Below are 16,537 nucleotides of genomic sequence, written 5' to 3'. Positions count from 1 at the left end.
AGCTTTGGTCAGAGAATGGCGAGCTAAGATCATGTCATGAAGGCTAATTCCCATTGTGCCGGTTTACCAGCATAAAACGCACAACCTACATTGGAAGGCAAAGAAAATAATAGGGCTAGGATTGGCCAGAACAAAAGAACCACTTATGAAACAAGAAATTAAAGTAAGAAAACAAATGAGACATCTTATTCTGTTTACTATGAGCACCATAGTGCTATTGGGTGTAGTTTCCTGCAAAGAAAAAACAGTCCTGCCCCAAAAGGAAGAAACCCAGGAACGGCCGCCCAACATCGTGTTCATCCTTTCCGATGACCAGGCCTGGACAGATTATGGATTTATGGGGCACGATATCATAGAGACCCCGCGCCTGGATCAATTGGCCGCAGAAAGCGTAACTTTTGAAAGAGGGTACGTCCCAACTTCGCTTTGCGCACCCTCATTGGCATCTATCATCACGGGTGTATATCCCCGTGACCACGGGGTAATTGGAAATGACCGGGTGCTGCCCGGAAATACACGGGACAAGGCCGGAAACTGGCGAAGCACTTGGCGAAAAGAGAACTATGACACCATAATACAGCAGTTTAAATCCTTGAGCACATTGCCAAAATTGTTAAAAGAAAAAGACTATCTCTCTTTCCAAACCGGAAAATGGTGGATCGGTAATTATGAAAATGGCGGTTTTGACGGTGGCATGACCCACGGGGACCCGAACCGAGGGGGGAGGCACGGGGACTACGGCCTTGAAATTGGCCGCAATGGCATGGATACGCTCTATAGTTATATTGATTTGGCCCTGGAAAAAAAGAAACCCTTCTTTATGTGGTACGCTCCTTTTCTGCCCCATACGCCCCATAATCCGCCAGATAGCCTGTTGCAGAAATACCTTCCCAAAGCGCCCTCTGAATATGTGGCCAAATATTGGGCCATGTGCGAATGGTTCGATCAGACCTGTGGGGAGCTCATGGATTACATAGACGCCAAAGGGGAGACCGCAAACACCCTGTTCGTCTATGTTTGCGACAACGGTTGGGTGCAAAATGTGGACAACGGCCAGTACAATGAAATATCCAAGCGTTCACCCTATGATTATGGGCTTCGCACGCCCATTATGTACCGATGGAAGGGAAAGCTGCAACCCCGAAGGGACAGCCTTACCCTGACCAGCAGTCTGGACATGGTGCCCACCGTTCTGGCCCTTTTGGGAATGGAAGCTCCCGAACATTTGGATGGCATCAATGTTCTGGACAAGGATAAAGCAAAAGAGCGAGATGCCATTTTTGGCGAAATCTATGCGCATGACTTCAATACGGTAGAGGAGGGGCTCTTTTACAGAATGGCCATCACCCATCCCTATAAATTGATCCTCCCCAACAACGAGAACAAGCCCCAAGAGGACATAGAGCTCTTTAACATTTACCAAGACCCCACCGAACAACGTAATTTGGCCGCAGAGCACCCGGAAATTGTGGAAGAGCTCAGACAAAAGATAGAGCTGAACTGGAAAAAATAAAACCAGCGATATGCGTAATACGTTTTTTGTTTTAATGGCGTCGCTTCCTGTGCTCTTCACGGGGTGCAAGGAAGAGGCAACAAAAAAAGTACCGACCCAAGAACGTCCTCCAAATGTGCTGTTCATTGCCATAGATGACCTCAACACCATGCTGGGCGCTTATGGTGGGCCCGCCCTAACCCCAAACATGGATAAGTTGGCGGCCAGAGGGGTAAAGTTTACGGACGCCCACTGCCAGGCCCCTTTGTGCGGCCCCTCCAGGGCATCTTTAATGACCGGCCTTAGGCCTTCCACCACTGGAATTTACGGAATGGTACCCGATGACAAAATCGTTTCGGATAACCCCGCCACGCAAGATATTGTTCTGCTTCCCGAGTACTTCAAACAAAACGGTTACCGCACCATGGGCATTGGCAAACTCTTCCACATACATGCCCCGGAGAATCTTTTTGAGGAGTCCGGGGGGCGGGAAAAAGGGTTTGGCCCCTACCCCGAAGAGCGTTTTGTGTGGGATGGCTTTGGAACAGCGGACAGGGAGCGCTATGGCCGTACCAGTACCGATTGGGGCGCCTTCCCGGAATCCGACACCCTTATGCCCGATCACCGCTCCGTGAACTGGGCCATTGACCGCCTGAACAAGAGTTACGACCAGCCCTTTTTTATGGGTGTCGGTTTTCTAAGGGTGCACGTTCCGCTCTATGTTCCGCAGAAATGGTTTGATCTTTATCCCTTGCAGGATATTGAGACCATGCCCTATCTAAAAAACGACCTGGAAGATGTGCCCCCGGTGGCAAAAATGCTCAACGACCTGCCCATGATGCCCTCTACGGAGTGGGCCATTGAAAACGGGGAATGGAGCAAGATCATCCAAGCATACCTGGCCTGCATCAGTTATGTGGACCACGAACTGGGCCGTTTACTGGATGCGCTGGACCATAGCGGGCATGCAGAAAACACCGTGATCGTTCTTTGGTCCGACCACGGCTACCGTCTGGGAGAAAAAGGCACCTTTGCCAAGCACGCCCTCTGGAGCACGGCCACCAAAGTGCCCCTTATCTTTGCCGGTCCCAATGTTCCAAAAAACAAGACCGTCTCCAGCCCAGCCGAACTGCTTTCCATCTATCCGACCCTTCTTGAGCTCTGTGGGTTGCCCAACTACCCCAGAAACGAAGGGGCCAGCCTGGTTCCGGCGATGCTGGGCGAAACGGCGCAGCAGCAGGTGGCCATTACCACCTTTGGGAGAAACAACCATGGGGTAGCCGCCAAGGGTTTTCGGTACATAAGGTACGAAGACGGTGGTGAGGAGCTCTATGACCATGGCAAGGATCCCAACGAGTTTAAAAATGAAATAAACAACGAGGAATACAAAACCCAGATCGCCAAATTAAAAGCTGCGCTACCAAAAGTGAATGCCCCATGGAATGTACATTCCAGCTACAATTTTCAACACTATTTTGTGGCGCAAAAAGCGCGTGCTGAAGCGGAGATGGAAATGAGCGAGGAAGCCAAAGAGGCAAACCGCTGAGCAGACCTTGATACCAAATGAAACCCATAAAAAACCGATTCCCGTTGGTCTTTAAAAAGTACGTTGGTTTCTTTGAGCAATGGCCGTGGCCCACCCCTTCCAAAACCCAGCTCCCCTTTTGGGTGAAAACCACTTTTCTAAGGTAACCATTCCTTTAAATGAGCTTGTTACGATTGTTTACGATATGGTTAAAAACCGTCCTTAAAAACGAATAAAAAAGCTTAAAACCTGGTCTTTAAAAGTCTATTCCCCATCTTAAATGTTAAAAAAACATCAATGCCTCTTTTGGGTGAATGGCCTTTAAGGACAGGTATTCAACCGTTTTACACCACATACCCTACAGTACAGCACAGGATGGTAAGCCGTGGGCATCATTTTACTTTTCAATCCTAAACAGAATAAAATACTCTTATGAAAAAAACCAAGCTCATTTTCAAAAACGCCAAGGGCAAGTACCTGTTCATGCTGTTTGTCCTAGGTTCACTGTGCTCTTGGGCGCAACAGACCGTTTCCGGGACAGTATCGGACAGTGAGGGACCCTTGGCCGGTGCCTCCGTGGTGGTAAAAGGGACAACAAAAGGGGTGTCCACAGATTTTGACGGAAACTTTAGTATCCAGGCCAACCCGGAAGATACCCTTATCATTTCCTACATAGGCTTTACTGCACAGGAAATCGTTGTTGGCGATCAGACACAGATAAACGTGGTTTTGGAATCTGGAAATAAACTGGATGAAGTGGTGGTCATTGGGTACGGTACCCAAAGAAAATCGGACCTAACGGGGTCCGTGGCCTCGGTTAGTTCGGAAGATATAACCCAGGTACCTGCTTCAAGAGTTGACCAAGTGCTACAAGGTAGGGCCGCGGGTGTTCAGGTAACCCAAGCAAGTGGTGCGCCCGGAGCGGGCACGACCATACGGGTAAGAGGTGGTAACTCCATTACTGGCAGTAACGAACCTCTTTTCGTTATTGATGGGATTGTAGTTGGAACCAATTTTAACTTGAACAATATCAACCCCAGCGATATCCAGTCCCTTGAAATCCTCAAGGATGCCTCTTCCATTGCCATTTATGGCTCTAGGGGTGCTAACGGTGTGGTCTTGGTCACGACCAAAAGTGGTCTAGGCAAGGGTGCCGGTAAACCTGAAGTGAGCGTAAATATATTCACCAGTATGCAAATGATGCCTGAATTGCCTGATGTATTGACTCGGGAAGAACAAATTGCCTTTACCAATGAGCACAATACTTTTAGAGAAGTGGCGATACCATTTCCAGATGATCCCTCTACCTACCCTAATAACGATTGGGTTGATTTAACAACGGGGCCCGCTCCAATCTATAATGCGGACGTATCCATTTCAGGGTCTTCAGAAAATGTGAACTACTTTAACTCCTTTAACTATTTTAATCAAGAAGGTATTGTAAAGAGTACGGGTATCGAAAAATTCATTTTTAGATCTAATTTAGATATCAATCTAAGTGATAAATTGAAAACAGGTTTTCGTATCAATTATTCCAGAATTAAAAATGACAACGGCCTTACCTCTTTTGGTGGGAATTTGTTCGGAACTCTGCGTACCCAGCCGGCCTTTAATGAAGACGGCTCTTTCAACGGATTTGATGATGTCGTTGGTTCGCCATTCAACAACCCGCTTGCAAATTTTGAGTTGAACACAAATCAGACATTTACCAATAACTTGTTGGCCACAGCGTACTTGGAATATAAACCAGCACCCGGTTGGATCATTCGTTCTACTTTTAGTCCAGAATTCAATAATATTAAACGAAACAGATTTAATTCCAGTCAATTACCGGGCAACCTTGCCGTAGGCATAACAGATGGCGGCAATGCAAGCGTTAGAACGGTAGCCAGTGTGGGCTGGAACAATGAAAACACCATACAGTACAATACTAAATTGGGCGAAAATCACAGTTTAACCGTTCTTGGCGGTGCTTCTTTTCAGAAAGTGGAAACTGAAACTACGGAGGCACAGGCATTGGGCATTACCAGTGATGCCACGGGTTTTAACAACCTAAACAATTCCGATCCAATTAGATCAATTGTGAGCAGTAACTATACCGCATTCCAGATCGCTTCGTTTTTCGGAAGGATAAACTATGACTACAAAAATAAGTACCTTTTAACACTGGTAGGAAGAACAGATGGTAGTTCTGTTTTCGCGCCTGGAAACAAGTATGAATTCTATCCTTCAGTTGCAGGAGCTTGGAAAATCAGCGAAGAAGCCTTTATGCAAGACCAAGACGTATTCTCCGATTTAAAGTTAAGAGCAAGCTGGGGGCGTTCTGGTAATCAAGCAATTGGCCCCTACAGGACATTAGGGGTTCTCACGGAAGCCAACACTACGCTTAATGGATCTGAGGTGCCGGGACTAACTTTAGGCAGACCGTCAAATCCAAATTTGCAATGGGAAACTACCTCATCATTCGATATTGCTTTGGAAGCTTCATTTTTTGGTGGTCGTCTATTTACAGAATTCAACTACTACCAAAAGGAAACCAATGACTTGTTATTGGATGTAACCATACCTAGACAAACGGGTTTTACAAGTCAATTACAAAACGTGGGTTCACTTGAAAACAAAGGGTGGGAACTATTGGTTAATTCTACCAATATAACCAACAACGACTTTAGTTGGAACACTACGCTGACCCTAGCATCAAACAAGAATGAAATATTGGACCTTGGGGGTCAAGAATTCATTGATCTAGTCGTAGATCCCATCATAGGTTCTGGTAATACACGATTAATCGTGGGGGAATCGGTCCCTGTTTTCACAGGGGTAAATTATTTGGGAACATGGAAAAGTCAAGAAGAAATAGATGCTTCGGGGCTTACCGCTCAAGTTGTCGGAGGATCCCGATTTGAAGATTTGAATGGCGATGGTATTATCTCGACGGAAGACAATGTTGTTTTGGGAAGTCCTTTTCCGGATTTGATTTTCGGAATCCAAAACTCATTTTCGTACAAGAATGTTGATTTTTCCTTTTTCTTTCAAGGTACTACGGGCAACGAGGTATTTAACTTAAGAATGAGAAATCACTTTTTCAATCGCGGCGAAACGGTAAAATTTGGAGATTTACGAAACCGTTGGACGCCGGATAACCCTACTTCTGACATTCCCAGGGCAGGAAGTGATTCTGTAACCAACACCCCTATCAATTCAGAATATGTAGAGGATGGTTCGCACGTACGTCTTAAAGCGGTACGTTTGGCCTATAATTTCCCTACCGACAAAATGGGCTTGAATGGAGTGAAAAATGCAACTATTTACGTAAACGGCAGTAATTTGCTATTGTTCTCCAAAACTCGTTTGATCGAGCCTGAAGCCAATAACTTCAATGAAGGTAATAACCAATTTGGCAATATAGCACTGGGTTTTTTAGATGCGAATTATCCTAATCCTCGGATTATTACACTTGGTCTTAATGTAACTTTCTAACAAAAAGAATTAGATATGAAAACAAAGAACATTTATTTATTCGTCTTCATACTTTTTACAATGGTAAGTTGTGAGAAGTTTTTGGAAGAGGACCCGAGAGCAGTTATTGCCCCGGAAACATTTTTTGCATCCGATAATGATGCAAGGCAGGCCATACAAGGCACGTACGCCATATTAAAGAACAACTCCATTTACGGTCAGGTAGGCCTTGACCATTTTTATGACAATGGTGCCGATATTATCGAACCTAATCGCTCCGCAAATTTTGTGCAGCCTATTGGTAATTACACATTGGATGAGGCACTAGCTGATGTATCTGTTCAAAAAATGAGCGTTTCAGATACTTGGAAAGACCTGTATAGAGTTGTGTTCAATTCAAATTTCATAATTGAACGGGTAACGGACAATGAAGCTATAACAGAAGATGTACGTACAGAGGTTATCGCAGAATCTAGATTTTTACGTGCATTGGCCTATTGGCATATTACCAATCTTTGGAGTGATGCCCCTTACTACACGGAGGTCCTGACCTTGGAAGAGGTTGGTTCCTTGCCAAGAACCGATGAGGCCACCATTATCAGCGGCGTTTTGGAGGATCTACAGTTTGCCCAGTCCATTTTGCCCTCTGTCTACCCCGCAGACCAAAATGGCCGTGCCAGCAAGTGGGCGGCTGCCATCATTGAGGCCAAGATTTACATGAAACAACGCAACTGGCAGGCCGGTCTAACCAAGTGTTTGGAAATCATCAATGAATCTCCCCATGTATTATTGCCCACCTACGCAGAGGTTTTTGATCCGGCCAACGAGTACAATGCAGAAATAATATGGTCGTTGGATTTCGCCAGGGACATTGAGGGTATCTTTGACCCCGCATTCCCGGGCAGGTCATTTGCAGGAAATAATAGCTGGAGACCCAGTATGTTCAATCCACGTTTAAGGGATGAACCTGCCAATTCGGATGAAAGGAGTGCTTTGGCAGATGCGCTCAGCGCAAGAGGTGAAGCATTCAATGGAACAGGCCTGCAAGTGGCCTCCAAGGATTTCGCTGAAAAATTTCCATTGAACGACCTGAGAAGGGAATTGAACATTGTGGACAATTATTTGGGCTTTGACTTGAATTTTCCCTATATGGCAAAATTCTGGAATTTAGACCTCGCCACATCACCACGCTTTAATCATGAAGACAATCGTATGGTATTTCGATTGGCCGACGTTTATTTAATGGCCGCCGAGTGCGAGAATGAGCTCAACGGTCCCGCAGGGGCCTTTCAGTACCTGAATCCCATTCGCCAACGCGCATATGAGACCCAGGCAGAATGGGATCTCACCGGGCTGGACCAACAAGGTTTCCGGGAAGCCATTTATGACGAGCGCAAATGGGAGCTTGCTGCGGAAGCCCACCGAAGATACGACCTGATCCGTTGGGGAATACTTTTGGATGTGGTGCAGAACCTGGAATATCGTTTTTGGGAGCCAAACAACAATATTAGGCCGTGGCACGTACTCCTGCCCATCCCGTTGCAAGAATTGGAAAGAAACCCCAATCTATTGGAATCGGACCCCACCAATAACGGATATAGGCAGTGATCACCTTGGAGCACGCTTAGGGCGGGGCACCGACCAAGACATTTTGAGTTGTTGAGTTTAGTTTTTAATTGGGGCGGACCATTGGTTCGCCCCTTTTTTACGTTCCATTGGCCACGGTGCGGAACCGAAGAAATTATCGGCTTAAATCCACGGGGGCGTCTTGTCTGCCCTGGTACAGGACGCCACGGGATAACAAAATGGATGCCCGCCCTTACCTTGCCACCAAGATAGGTTATTGGAAGACAATGCCGTGGGCAAGGAAGTGGCAAGACCGTTCCCTGCCCCAGCACGGCGCTCGGGACAGGGCCAAGCTGCCCAGGACAGCACCTTGCCGATCTGCCCTTGGGCACCAAGAAATGAACATTAAGTGCCCAATGTCCCAAAAGCCAAATTGCTTCAGGGACAGGAAGGGACAAGCGTGGAGCATCATAGAGAAAAATGTCATTGAAGAAAAGGGGACCCACTCCCCAATAGTATTCCCAATATATTCAGAAACGCAATGGAAACCCATACTACGATGAAAAAAACAGTTTTCCTGTATTTGTTGGTGGCCGTTATTATGGGCTGCCAAAATGATAAAGATGGAAAAGTAACGGAAGGCCAGGGGGAGATGGAGGCCAAGATAGCCCAACTGCTCTCCCAAATGACCCTTGAGGAAAAAATAAACGAACTTACGCAAGACGCTCCCGCCAATGAAAGATTGGGCATACCGTTCATGAAGTTTGGCGAGGGGCTGCACGGGCTCTGGTACGATGGGGTCACCGTTTATCCCCAGGCCATTGCCGTGGCCAGCACTTGGGACCCCGAAATGGTAAAAAAAATGGCAGAGCAAACCGCGAAGGAGGCACGGGCACTGAACATTACCCATTTGTATTCTCCAAATCTGGATGTAATTTCCGGGGACGCCCGTTATGGCCGGGTGGAAGAATCTTACGGGGAAGATCCCTATCTGGTTTCCAGAATGGGCGTGGCCTTTGTACAGGGCGCCCAGGGAATGGGACAGGAGCAGTTTGATGAAAACCACGTAATGGCAACAGCGAAGCACTTTGTGGGCTACCCTGAAAACAGGCGGGGCATCAATGGCGGTTTCAGTGACATGTCCGAACGCCGTTTGAGGGAAGTGTTCCTGCCTCCGTTTGAAGCCGTCATTAAGGAAGCCCAGGTAGGGTGCATTATGCCGGGACACCAGGACTACAATGGCATTCCCTGCCATATGAACAGCTGGTTGCTCAATGACCTCTTGCGGGATGAACTGGGCTTTGACGGCTTTATTGTTTCGGACAACAATGATGTGGGCAGACTGCAGACCATGCACCATATAACGGAAACCCGTGCAGAGGCCGCCCTTCTGGGACTGCAAGCCGGTGTGGATATGGATTTGGTATTGGGCAAACCATTGGACCTCTATGCCTACCACCCAACCGTGCTCTTGGACACCTTGGAAAAAAACCCAAAGCTGGTACAATATGTGGACCGGGCCACAAAGCGCATTCTCAGGGCAAAATATAAGTTGGGACTTTTTGGATCTGGCTCCAAGGAGGTAAAGACAGATACCGTGGTAAGCACCAAGGAGCACCAGGCCCACGCCTATGAAATGGCTAAAAAGGCCATTATTCTCCTAAAAAACGAAAATGAACTTTTACCATTGGACAGTTCCGAAATTTCCTCATTGGCCGTCATTGGGCCAAATGCCACCCAAGAACGACCCCAGAAGGGAACCTATTCCCTTCTGGGCGGATATTCAGGGCTCCCGCCATTTTATGTTTCGGCCCTGGAGGGCATTAAAAACAAAGTGGGCGATAAAATTACCATAAACTACGCCAAGGGATGTGATCTATTGAGCGATTCCACGGAAGGCTTTGCCGAAGCCATTGAAGCAGCAAACAAATCGGACGCCGTGGTCTTGGTGGTGGGTGGATCCCGCAGAACCGGTGGTGAAGGGGTAGATCGCTCAGACCTTGATCTCTTTGGGGTCCAGAACCAGTTGGTGGAAGCCATTCACAAAACCGGAAAGCCCACTATCGTGGTGTTGATCAACGGTAGGCCGCTTACCATTAATTACATTGCAGAGAACATCCCCTCCATTTTGGAGACCTGGTACCTGGGGATGCATTCCGGAGATGCCATTGCAGATGCCCTTTTTGGAGATGTGAACCCTGGCGGCAAGTTAACCGTGTCCTTTCCCCGTAATGTGGGCCAGATCCCCGTGACCTATCTGGAACGGCCAGATTTTATAGGTTCTGGTAAAGGACTTTATAAGTACAGCGACAAATCTCCGCTGTTTCACTTTGGTCATGGCCTCAGTTACACTACTTTTGAATATGGCGCACCCAGATTAACGGCAAGCGAGATAGAAGCAGATGGCACGGCCACCATTTCCGTGGAAGTGACCAATACCGGAGCTGTGGCCGGCGATGAAGTGGTGCAGCTCTATGTACGTGACGATATTGCCACGGTAGGACGGTACTTAAAACTACTAAAAGGTTTTGAGCGGATTCACTTAAAGCCGGGAGCAACCAAGACCGTGTCGTTTCAATTGGGCTTCAATGAGCTTTCCATTTTGAATGCGAAAATGGAAAAAGTGGTAGAACCGGGCACCTTCACCCTTTACGTGGGGGCTTCCTCCAGGTCTGAAGATTTGAAGACAACGACCTTAAGAGTGCGCTAAACGCATGGGCAAGAAGTGATATTTACAAACCAAGAACCAACCAAAACCCCCAACCTACCAAGGGGGAGAAAACTTTAGATCTGTCATGAAAGGACTGGACACGCTGGACTGGGTGGTGATCGCCCTCTACTTTCTCATGTTGTTGGGCGTGGCCTGGTGGGTCATCAAACAAAAACAAAAAAATACGGAGGATTACTTTCTGGCGGGCAGGAACCTGGGGTGGTTTGTGGTGGGCGCCTCGATCTTTGCCTCCAACATTGGGTCAGAGCACGTGGTGGGCCTTGCCGGAAATGGTGCCGGGGACAAAATGCCCTTGCTCATCTATGAACTACATGCCTGGATCGTACTGATGCTGGGCTGGGTCTTTTTGCCGTTTTACGCCAGAAGTGGGGTGTTCACGATGCCGGAGTTTTTGGAAAAACGCTTTGATGCCCGCTCCAGATGGGTACTTTCGGTGGTTTCCCTAGTTGCCTATATCCTGACCAAGGTGTCCGTTACCATTTATGCCGGGGGCGTGGTGGTCTCCGCACTCATGGGCATCCCCTTTTGGGTCGGTGCCGTGGCCACAGTGGTGCTCACGGGCATTTATACCGTTTTGGGAGGTATGCGGGCCGTGGTGTACACCGAGACCATTCAGGCCATTGTACTGGTGCTGGGTGCGGCTGTGCTCACCGTTATGGGGCTCCATGCCGTGGGCGGATGGACAGCATTGAAAACCACGGTTGGGGCGGACTATTTTAACATGTGGCGGCCAAATTCCGACCCCGATTACCCTTGGCTCCCCCTCTTCATTACCAGCACCATTGTGGGCATTTGGTACTGGTGTACCGACCAAGTCATTGTGCAGCGGGTGCTCACGGCCAAGAACATAAAGGAAGGGAGACGGGGCAGTATTTTTGGTGCCCTGTTAAAATTAATGCCGGTTTTCCTGTTCCTAATTCCGGGAGTGGTGGCCTTGGGACTTAAAATGCAGGGCAAAATACATTGGGACAGCCCAGATGAAGCCTTTCCCGTTCTCATGAGCAATTTATTGCCTTCTGGACTGAGGGGCCTTGTGGCCGCGGGGCTATTGGCGGCATTGATGAGTTCCCTGGCCTCCGTTTTCAACTCCTGCTCCACCCTTTTTACACTGGATATCTACAAGAAACTTAAACCCAACAAACCGGAAGCGGAACTGGTAAGAACGGGCAGAGTGGCCACGTTCTTTGTGGTGGGCCTTGGCTTGTTGTGGATCCCCATCATTACACGGCTATCCGATGGACTTTATGAATATTTACAGAATGTCCAGGCCTATATTTCCCCTCCGATTGCGGCCGTCTTCCTGCTGGGCATCTTTTACAAGCGCATTAACGCCAATGGGGCCATTGCCACCTTGGTGGGCGGGTTCATCATTGGCTTTTTAAAGCTCACCTTGGAAATCTTAAAGGGCAATTTTACCGAGGGCAGTGTGATCTACACCATTGCCGATATCAACTGGCTGGTCTTTGGAGCCTACTTTTTTGCCCTTTGCATTGCCATCGCCGTTGCGGTGAGCATGTTTTACCCAGCACCTTCCCAAGCGCAATTGCAAGGCCTTACATTTGGTAGCGTCAGTGCGGAGCAGAAGAAAGACAACAAGGCAAGCTATAACTGGAAAGACATCCTGGTCTCTGCCATTACCTTGCTCATTGTCATTTATATCATGGTATCCTTCAGTTCACTGGCCCTGTAACCCGGAAACCACGGCATTGGGGTCACTGCGGTGAAACAACCTCGCTGGCCACAAACCCTATGCGGTGGGCCTGCACTTCCAACCGAGCGCCCTCAGGCAGCTCAAAAGCGCTGCGGTACACGGTCCAGGCCTCGGGGGCCGTCCCGTTCGCGGGGATGATCCTGTACCCAATGGAAGCCCCCGGTGTGGCACACGCCAGGACAACCGAACCGTTGGACAAACTTATGGTGGGGTTTTTGGTCACGGGCTGTGTGGTGGCCCCGCCCCATAAGTCATTTAAAAGATCCCCTTCCGGCAAGTTTGGGCGGTCCCCGATGGCGGCAAGCCAGCGATCTAGCTCATTTTCCAGTTCTCGCAGCTTTTGTGCGTGTTCCGGCCGGCCGGCCAAATTGTTCAGCTCATGGGGATCGGCCACACAATCAAACAGCTCCACCGGATCCTTTTTGTCCCTGAACCACTGCATCTGTACCTTGTTCAACTTGCCTTCGCTGCGCAGCCGCAACAGCTCTTGCATGGTGGGGATGCGTTCCCTGTATTCAATGGGCAGGTAGTACCCTTGATCCGGCCTATAATTGCGTATGTACTTGAAACGCTGGTCCCGTACGGCACGTATGGCATCCGTAAAGCCATCAAAACGATCGGCCGCGGCGTGGATGTACTTACGGGACTCCTGGGCGGCGTGGGGCCCCAAAAACGCTTGGCCTTGCATATACTTTGGAGGTGTAAATCCTGTGAGGGAGAGTATGGTGGGGGCCAAATCCACAAAGCTGAGCAAACGGGGGTCCCTCTTCCCGGCATCCTTGCCTTGGGGAAACCGAACGATCAAAGGGGTGTTGAGTCCGGAATCGTAAATAAGCCGTTTTTGCCTGGGCAAAGGGCCACCGTGGTCGCCATAGAAAAAAATAATGGTGCTCTCCAGAAGTCCGTCTTCTTCCAATTGTTTCAGCACGGCACCCACTTGCCGATCCATTTCCGCAATGTTGTTGTACATCTTCCACATATCTCGCCGCACCACCTCGGTATCGGGTAAATAGGGAGGGATGTTGAATGTGGCATCCTTGGGCAGATGTTTGGGCGTCCCATCCTCTGGCATACGATCGGATTTCCACTTAAAATCCCTGTTGCCAGATTGGTAATGACGTTGTTCCACATATCTATGGCCATACGGTTCAAACAAGCCAGATTCATGGGTTTCCGTAAAGTTCATCACGGAAAAGAAGGGCTTGCCCGCCTCCCTGTTGCGCCAATGGGCGTAAGGTCCGTTATCGTCCCAAGCGGTCATGGGTGCCTTGAACTGGTAATCTGTCTTGTAATTGTTGGTGCAATAATAGCCCTCTGCCCGCAACAGCTCGCTCACCATCCGTACCTCTGGCGGCGGTACGGCCCCATACTTGGGCAGTCCGGTGACCTCGGTATAGGATGTGGTGCGCATGTGGTTGGCCCCGATACCGGAAGGGTACATTCCGGTGGCAATGGCCGCCCTACTGGGAGCGCATACCCCAGAGGTGGAAAAAAAATGGGGATAGACCACGCCCTCCCCGGCCAAGCGGCTTAAATTGGGGGTCACAATGGTAGAGTCGCCAAAGGGAGGAATGTAAGGCCCCATGTCCTCGGTGACCAACCATAGGATGTTGGGGCGCTGAACCAACGGCGTGACTTCACCTGCCAAAGGGATTCCCTCCTTTTTGGCCTCCATATTGCAGCCTGAGATGAACAGGGACAACAAAACAAGGGTTTTCTTGGTTTGGCTCAACATTCCAAAAATCTTCATGATATCTTAATTTATATCTCTTTTAAGTGGCAAGGATAGGCGATTTTATTTTGAAGGGTGTCCTGTAACATACGGAGATCAAATGGCCAAACAAGGTACCTCATTTTACACCCATTCACAACAAGTTTTGGTTGGGAACCGGGCAATATCATTTCCCGACGGACCCAAGATATGTGTGAACGCAGCCAAGCGGGGTATGGTGGCCCAGCCACCCCAAACCGTTTTTTTCTGATGGTCCGCTGCCCAGCCCACCGGGCAAAACGATACTTTCTCCCCTCTCCTATTGGGGCAATTGGAGCTCATTGTTCCCGCGGACCACATCAGGGAAGGCATCGGTGATCAGGCCCACAGAGCTTACGTCCGCAGCATTGGGAATGGTTATCTGCACCTTGTCATTGCCCTTGGACCATAAACCGGCCGTTTTTTTAAGGATAAGGTGATTCCCATCTTTGTAAGTCACTTTAAGGGAAACAGGCACGGGAAAACCACCTAAGTTCTCCAATTCCAGTTGGTCTCCCTCCAACTGGGCAATTCCCACATCTGCATGGCCATGGCCAAAAACCCACTTGTTCCAAAACCAATTTAGGTTCTGGCCACTGACGTCATTAAAGGTAAACATAAAATCGTAGGGCGTGGGATGTTTCTCTTTCCATCGTTCCAAGTAGGCCTGCAGGCATTTTTTAAAGACTTCTTCGCCCAAGAGATCTTCAAGCGCCAAGTACATAAAGGCCGGCTTGCGGTACGACTGCTGAAAATGCATGGATCTAATGACCATATAATTGGATGGTGTGAACAAGGGCGGCCCCCATTGGGTGCCCGCACTGCGGTTGTAGCTGCGTATGCTGCGCTCCAGTTCAAAGTTCTCGTGCTCCGTGCCGCGGTATAGGTCCTGACAATATTTAATGGACAGAAAAGTGACCCAACCCTCTTCCATCCACGAATACTTGATCTCGTTCACACCCACCCAATGCGGTAAATAAGTATGGGCCACTTCGTGGAACGTCATAAGATTGTTCCGTATCTCATTTTTGGAAAACCCATTGTTGGCCATCATGGGGAATTCCATCCCATCAAACTCGGGCACCCCAACAAAGGTGGTAAAGCTATCATAGGGAAAGGCAACTCCCGGCAGTTTGTTGGACAGAAATTGAATGCCGTGGTTCTGTACGTTCATTAAATCCCTTAAATTTTCCTGGTCCCGTTCACTGAAGAGAATATTGGAAGCTACCGTACGGTCCCCAACCAAGGTGGGCTTGCCAAGCCACGTAAAATTATTGCTCACCCCTAAACCAAAATCCCTCACATTGTTGGCGCTGTAGTGCCAGATCTCTGAAGAGGTTGTCTCCTTGGCCCTCTTTTTGGCGTCGAGGACGGTAATGGTCTGCCCGCTTTGGGTCAATGCCTGGTAGCGTTCCAGTTCCTTCTCACTAAAAACCGCCTCCGGATTTTGCAAATGACCCGTGGCCAGAACGTAATTCCCCTTGGGCACCTTCACCTTCACATTGAAATCGGCAAAATCGGTATAGCACTCTTGGGCACCGGTGTATTCGGTTTTGTCCCATCCATCAATATCATCGTACACGGCTATCTGAGGATACCAATATCCCACAAAAGCACTCTCTGCATCATAGGCGCCGATTTTATTTACGTATTCCAAAGGCATCTCGGTGCTCCATGCCATAGTGAACGTGTTAACGGATTTAGGGGGAAGGGGATCCGACAGTTCCAGCACCAGATAGGTGGCCTTTCGGCTCACGGAGATCTTGTCCGCCTCTTTTTTGGTCTGGTCGGCATGGGCCAGCTCGCTGGTAAACGTGCTCTTTTCCAAGGCAACGGGTTCACCGTTTACCGTAAGGTCAGTGATCTGCATGCCCTCGGTTAAATTGGACAGGGGCATCTCATTGGCGCGGAGGCCGCCCTTTTTATAGTGGTTGGGGTACATCCTGATCACCACCTGGTCCAAACTGTCCGGGCTGTGGTTGGTATAGGAGATGTGTTGGGTGCCCAAAATCTTCCACGTACCGGGAACGATCTCCACTTCAATGTCATAAACACTGTGGTTTTGCCAGTAGTTCTTGCCCGGAAGCCCGTTCAGCGATCGACTCCCATTTTCATAGGCTTTCTTAAACTCCAGGGGCATGTACAGGGTTTCTTGACCCTGGGCGAGCACCCCTAAACAAATAAAGAGCAGGGCATAAAGGCCGTTGTTGGGAAGGCTTGGCCGTTGTGCTTTCCTCAAAGTTGTACAACTCATAAAAGTTATCATTTTTTAGGTTGATGTTTTTCTGTGTTCCAAAACCGCC

At 48.9% G+C, this 16,537-nt stretch carries 9 protein-coding genes; 6 read left to right on the top strand and 3 right to left on the bottom strand.

The window, feature by feature from the left end; translation table 11 throughout:
- Positions 1-175: 175 nt before the first annotated feature.
- The 4 genes from ACKWCC_RS11925 to ACKWCC_RS11910 all read left to right on the top strand — a co-directional run bounded on the left by ACKWCC_RS11925 (position 176) and on the right by ACKWCC_RS11910 (position 8,084).
- Complete coding sequence (locus tag ACKWCC_RS11925; RefSeq protein ID WP_413996169.1) at positions 176-1,513, top strand: sulfatase-like hydrolase/transferase; 1,338 nt, start codon at positions 176-178, stop codon at positions 1,511-1,513.
- Positions 1,514-1,523: 10 nt separating this feature from the next.
- Positions 1,524-3,038, top strand: a complete 1,515-nt coding sequence (locus ACKWCC_RS11920) for a sulfatase (protein ID WP_413996168.1) — start codon at positions 1,524-1,526, stop codon at positions 3,036-3,038.
- Positions 3,039-3,449: 411 nt separating this feature from the next.
- Positions 3,450-6,497 (top strand): SusC/RagA family TonB-linked outer membrane protein, encoded by a 3,048-nt coding sequence (locus ACKWCC_RS11915; protein WP_413996167.1) that lies wholly within the window; start codon positions 3,450-3,452, stop codon positions 6,495-6,497.
- Positions 6,498-6,512: 15 nt separating this feature from the next.
- Positions 6,513-8,084, top strand: a complete 1,572-nt coding sequence (locus ACKWCC_RS11910; RefSeq protein WP_413996166.1) for a RagB/SusD family nutrient uptake outer membrane protein — start codon at positions 6,513-6,515, stop codon at positions 8,082-8,084.
- A gap of 232 nt (positions 8,085-8,316) precedes the next feature.
- Here the strand turns inward: ACKWCC_RS11910 and ACKWCC_RS11905 are convergent, their stop codons facing one another.
- A complete protein-coding gene (locus ACKWCC_RS11905) occupies positions 8,317-8,514 on the bottom strand; it encodes a hypothetical protein (RefSeq protein ID WP_413996165.1) in 198 nt (65 codons plus the stop codon).
- Between the two features lie 87 nt (positions 8,515-8,601).
- On the opposite strand from ACKWCC_RS11905, the gene ACKWCC_RS11900 reads away from it, so the two are divergent.
- Together ACKWCC_RS11900 and ACKWCC_RS11895 are read left to right on the top strand one after the other, a co-directional pair.
- A complete protein-coding gene (locus tag ACKWCC_RS11900; protein WP_413996164.1) occupies positions 8,602-10,752 on the top strand; it encodes a glycoside hydrolase family 3 N-terminal domain-containing protein in 2,151 nt (716 codons plus the stop codon).
- A gap of 85 nt (positions 10,753-10,837) precedes the next feature.
- Complete coding sequence (locus ACKWCC_RS11895) at positions 10,838-12,463, top strand: sodium:solute symporter (RefSeq protein WP_413996163.1); 1,626 nt, start codon at positions 10,838-10,840, stop codon at positions 12,461-12,463.
- A 22-nt stretch (positions 12,464-12,485) separates the two neighbouring features.
- Here the strand turns inward: ACKWCC_RS11895 and ACKWCC_RS11890 are convergent, their stop codons facing one another.
- Together ACKWCC_RS11890 and ACKWCC_RS11885 are read right to left on the bottom strand one after the other, a co-directional pair.
- Positions 12,486-14,234, bottom strand: a complete 1,749-nt coding sequence (locus ACKWCC_RS11890) for a sulfatase family protein (protein WP_413996162.1) — start codon at positions 14,232-14,234, stop codon at positions 12,486-12,488.
- 280 nt (positions 14,235-14,514) lie between these two features.
- Positions 14,515-16,488, bottom strand: a complete 1,974-nt coding sequence (locus ACKWCC_RS11885; RefSeq protein WP_413996161.1) for a M1 family metallopeptidase — start codon at positions 16,486-16,488, stop codon at positions 14,515-14,517.
- Positions 16,489-16,537: the final 49 nt, after the last annotated feature.

Source organism: Maribacter aquimarinus, assembly GCF_047345505.1.
Classification (GTDB): domain Bacteria; phylum Bacteroidota; class Bacteroidia; order Flavobacteriales; family Flavobacteriaceae; genus Maribacter.
This window is presented reverse-complemented; position numbering and strand designations above follow the sequence as displayed.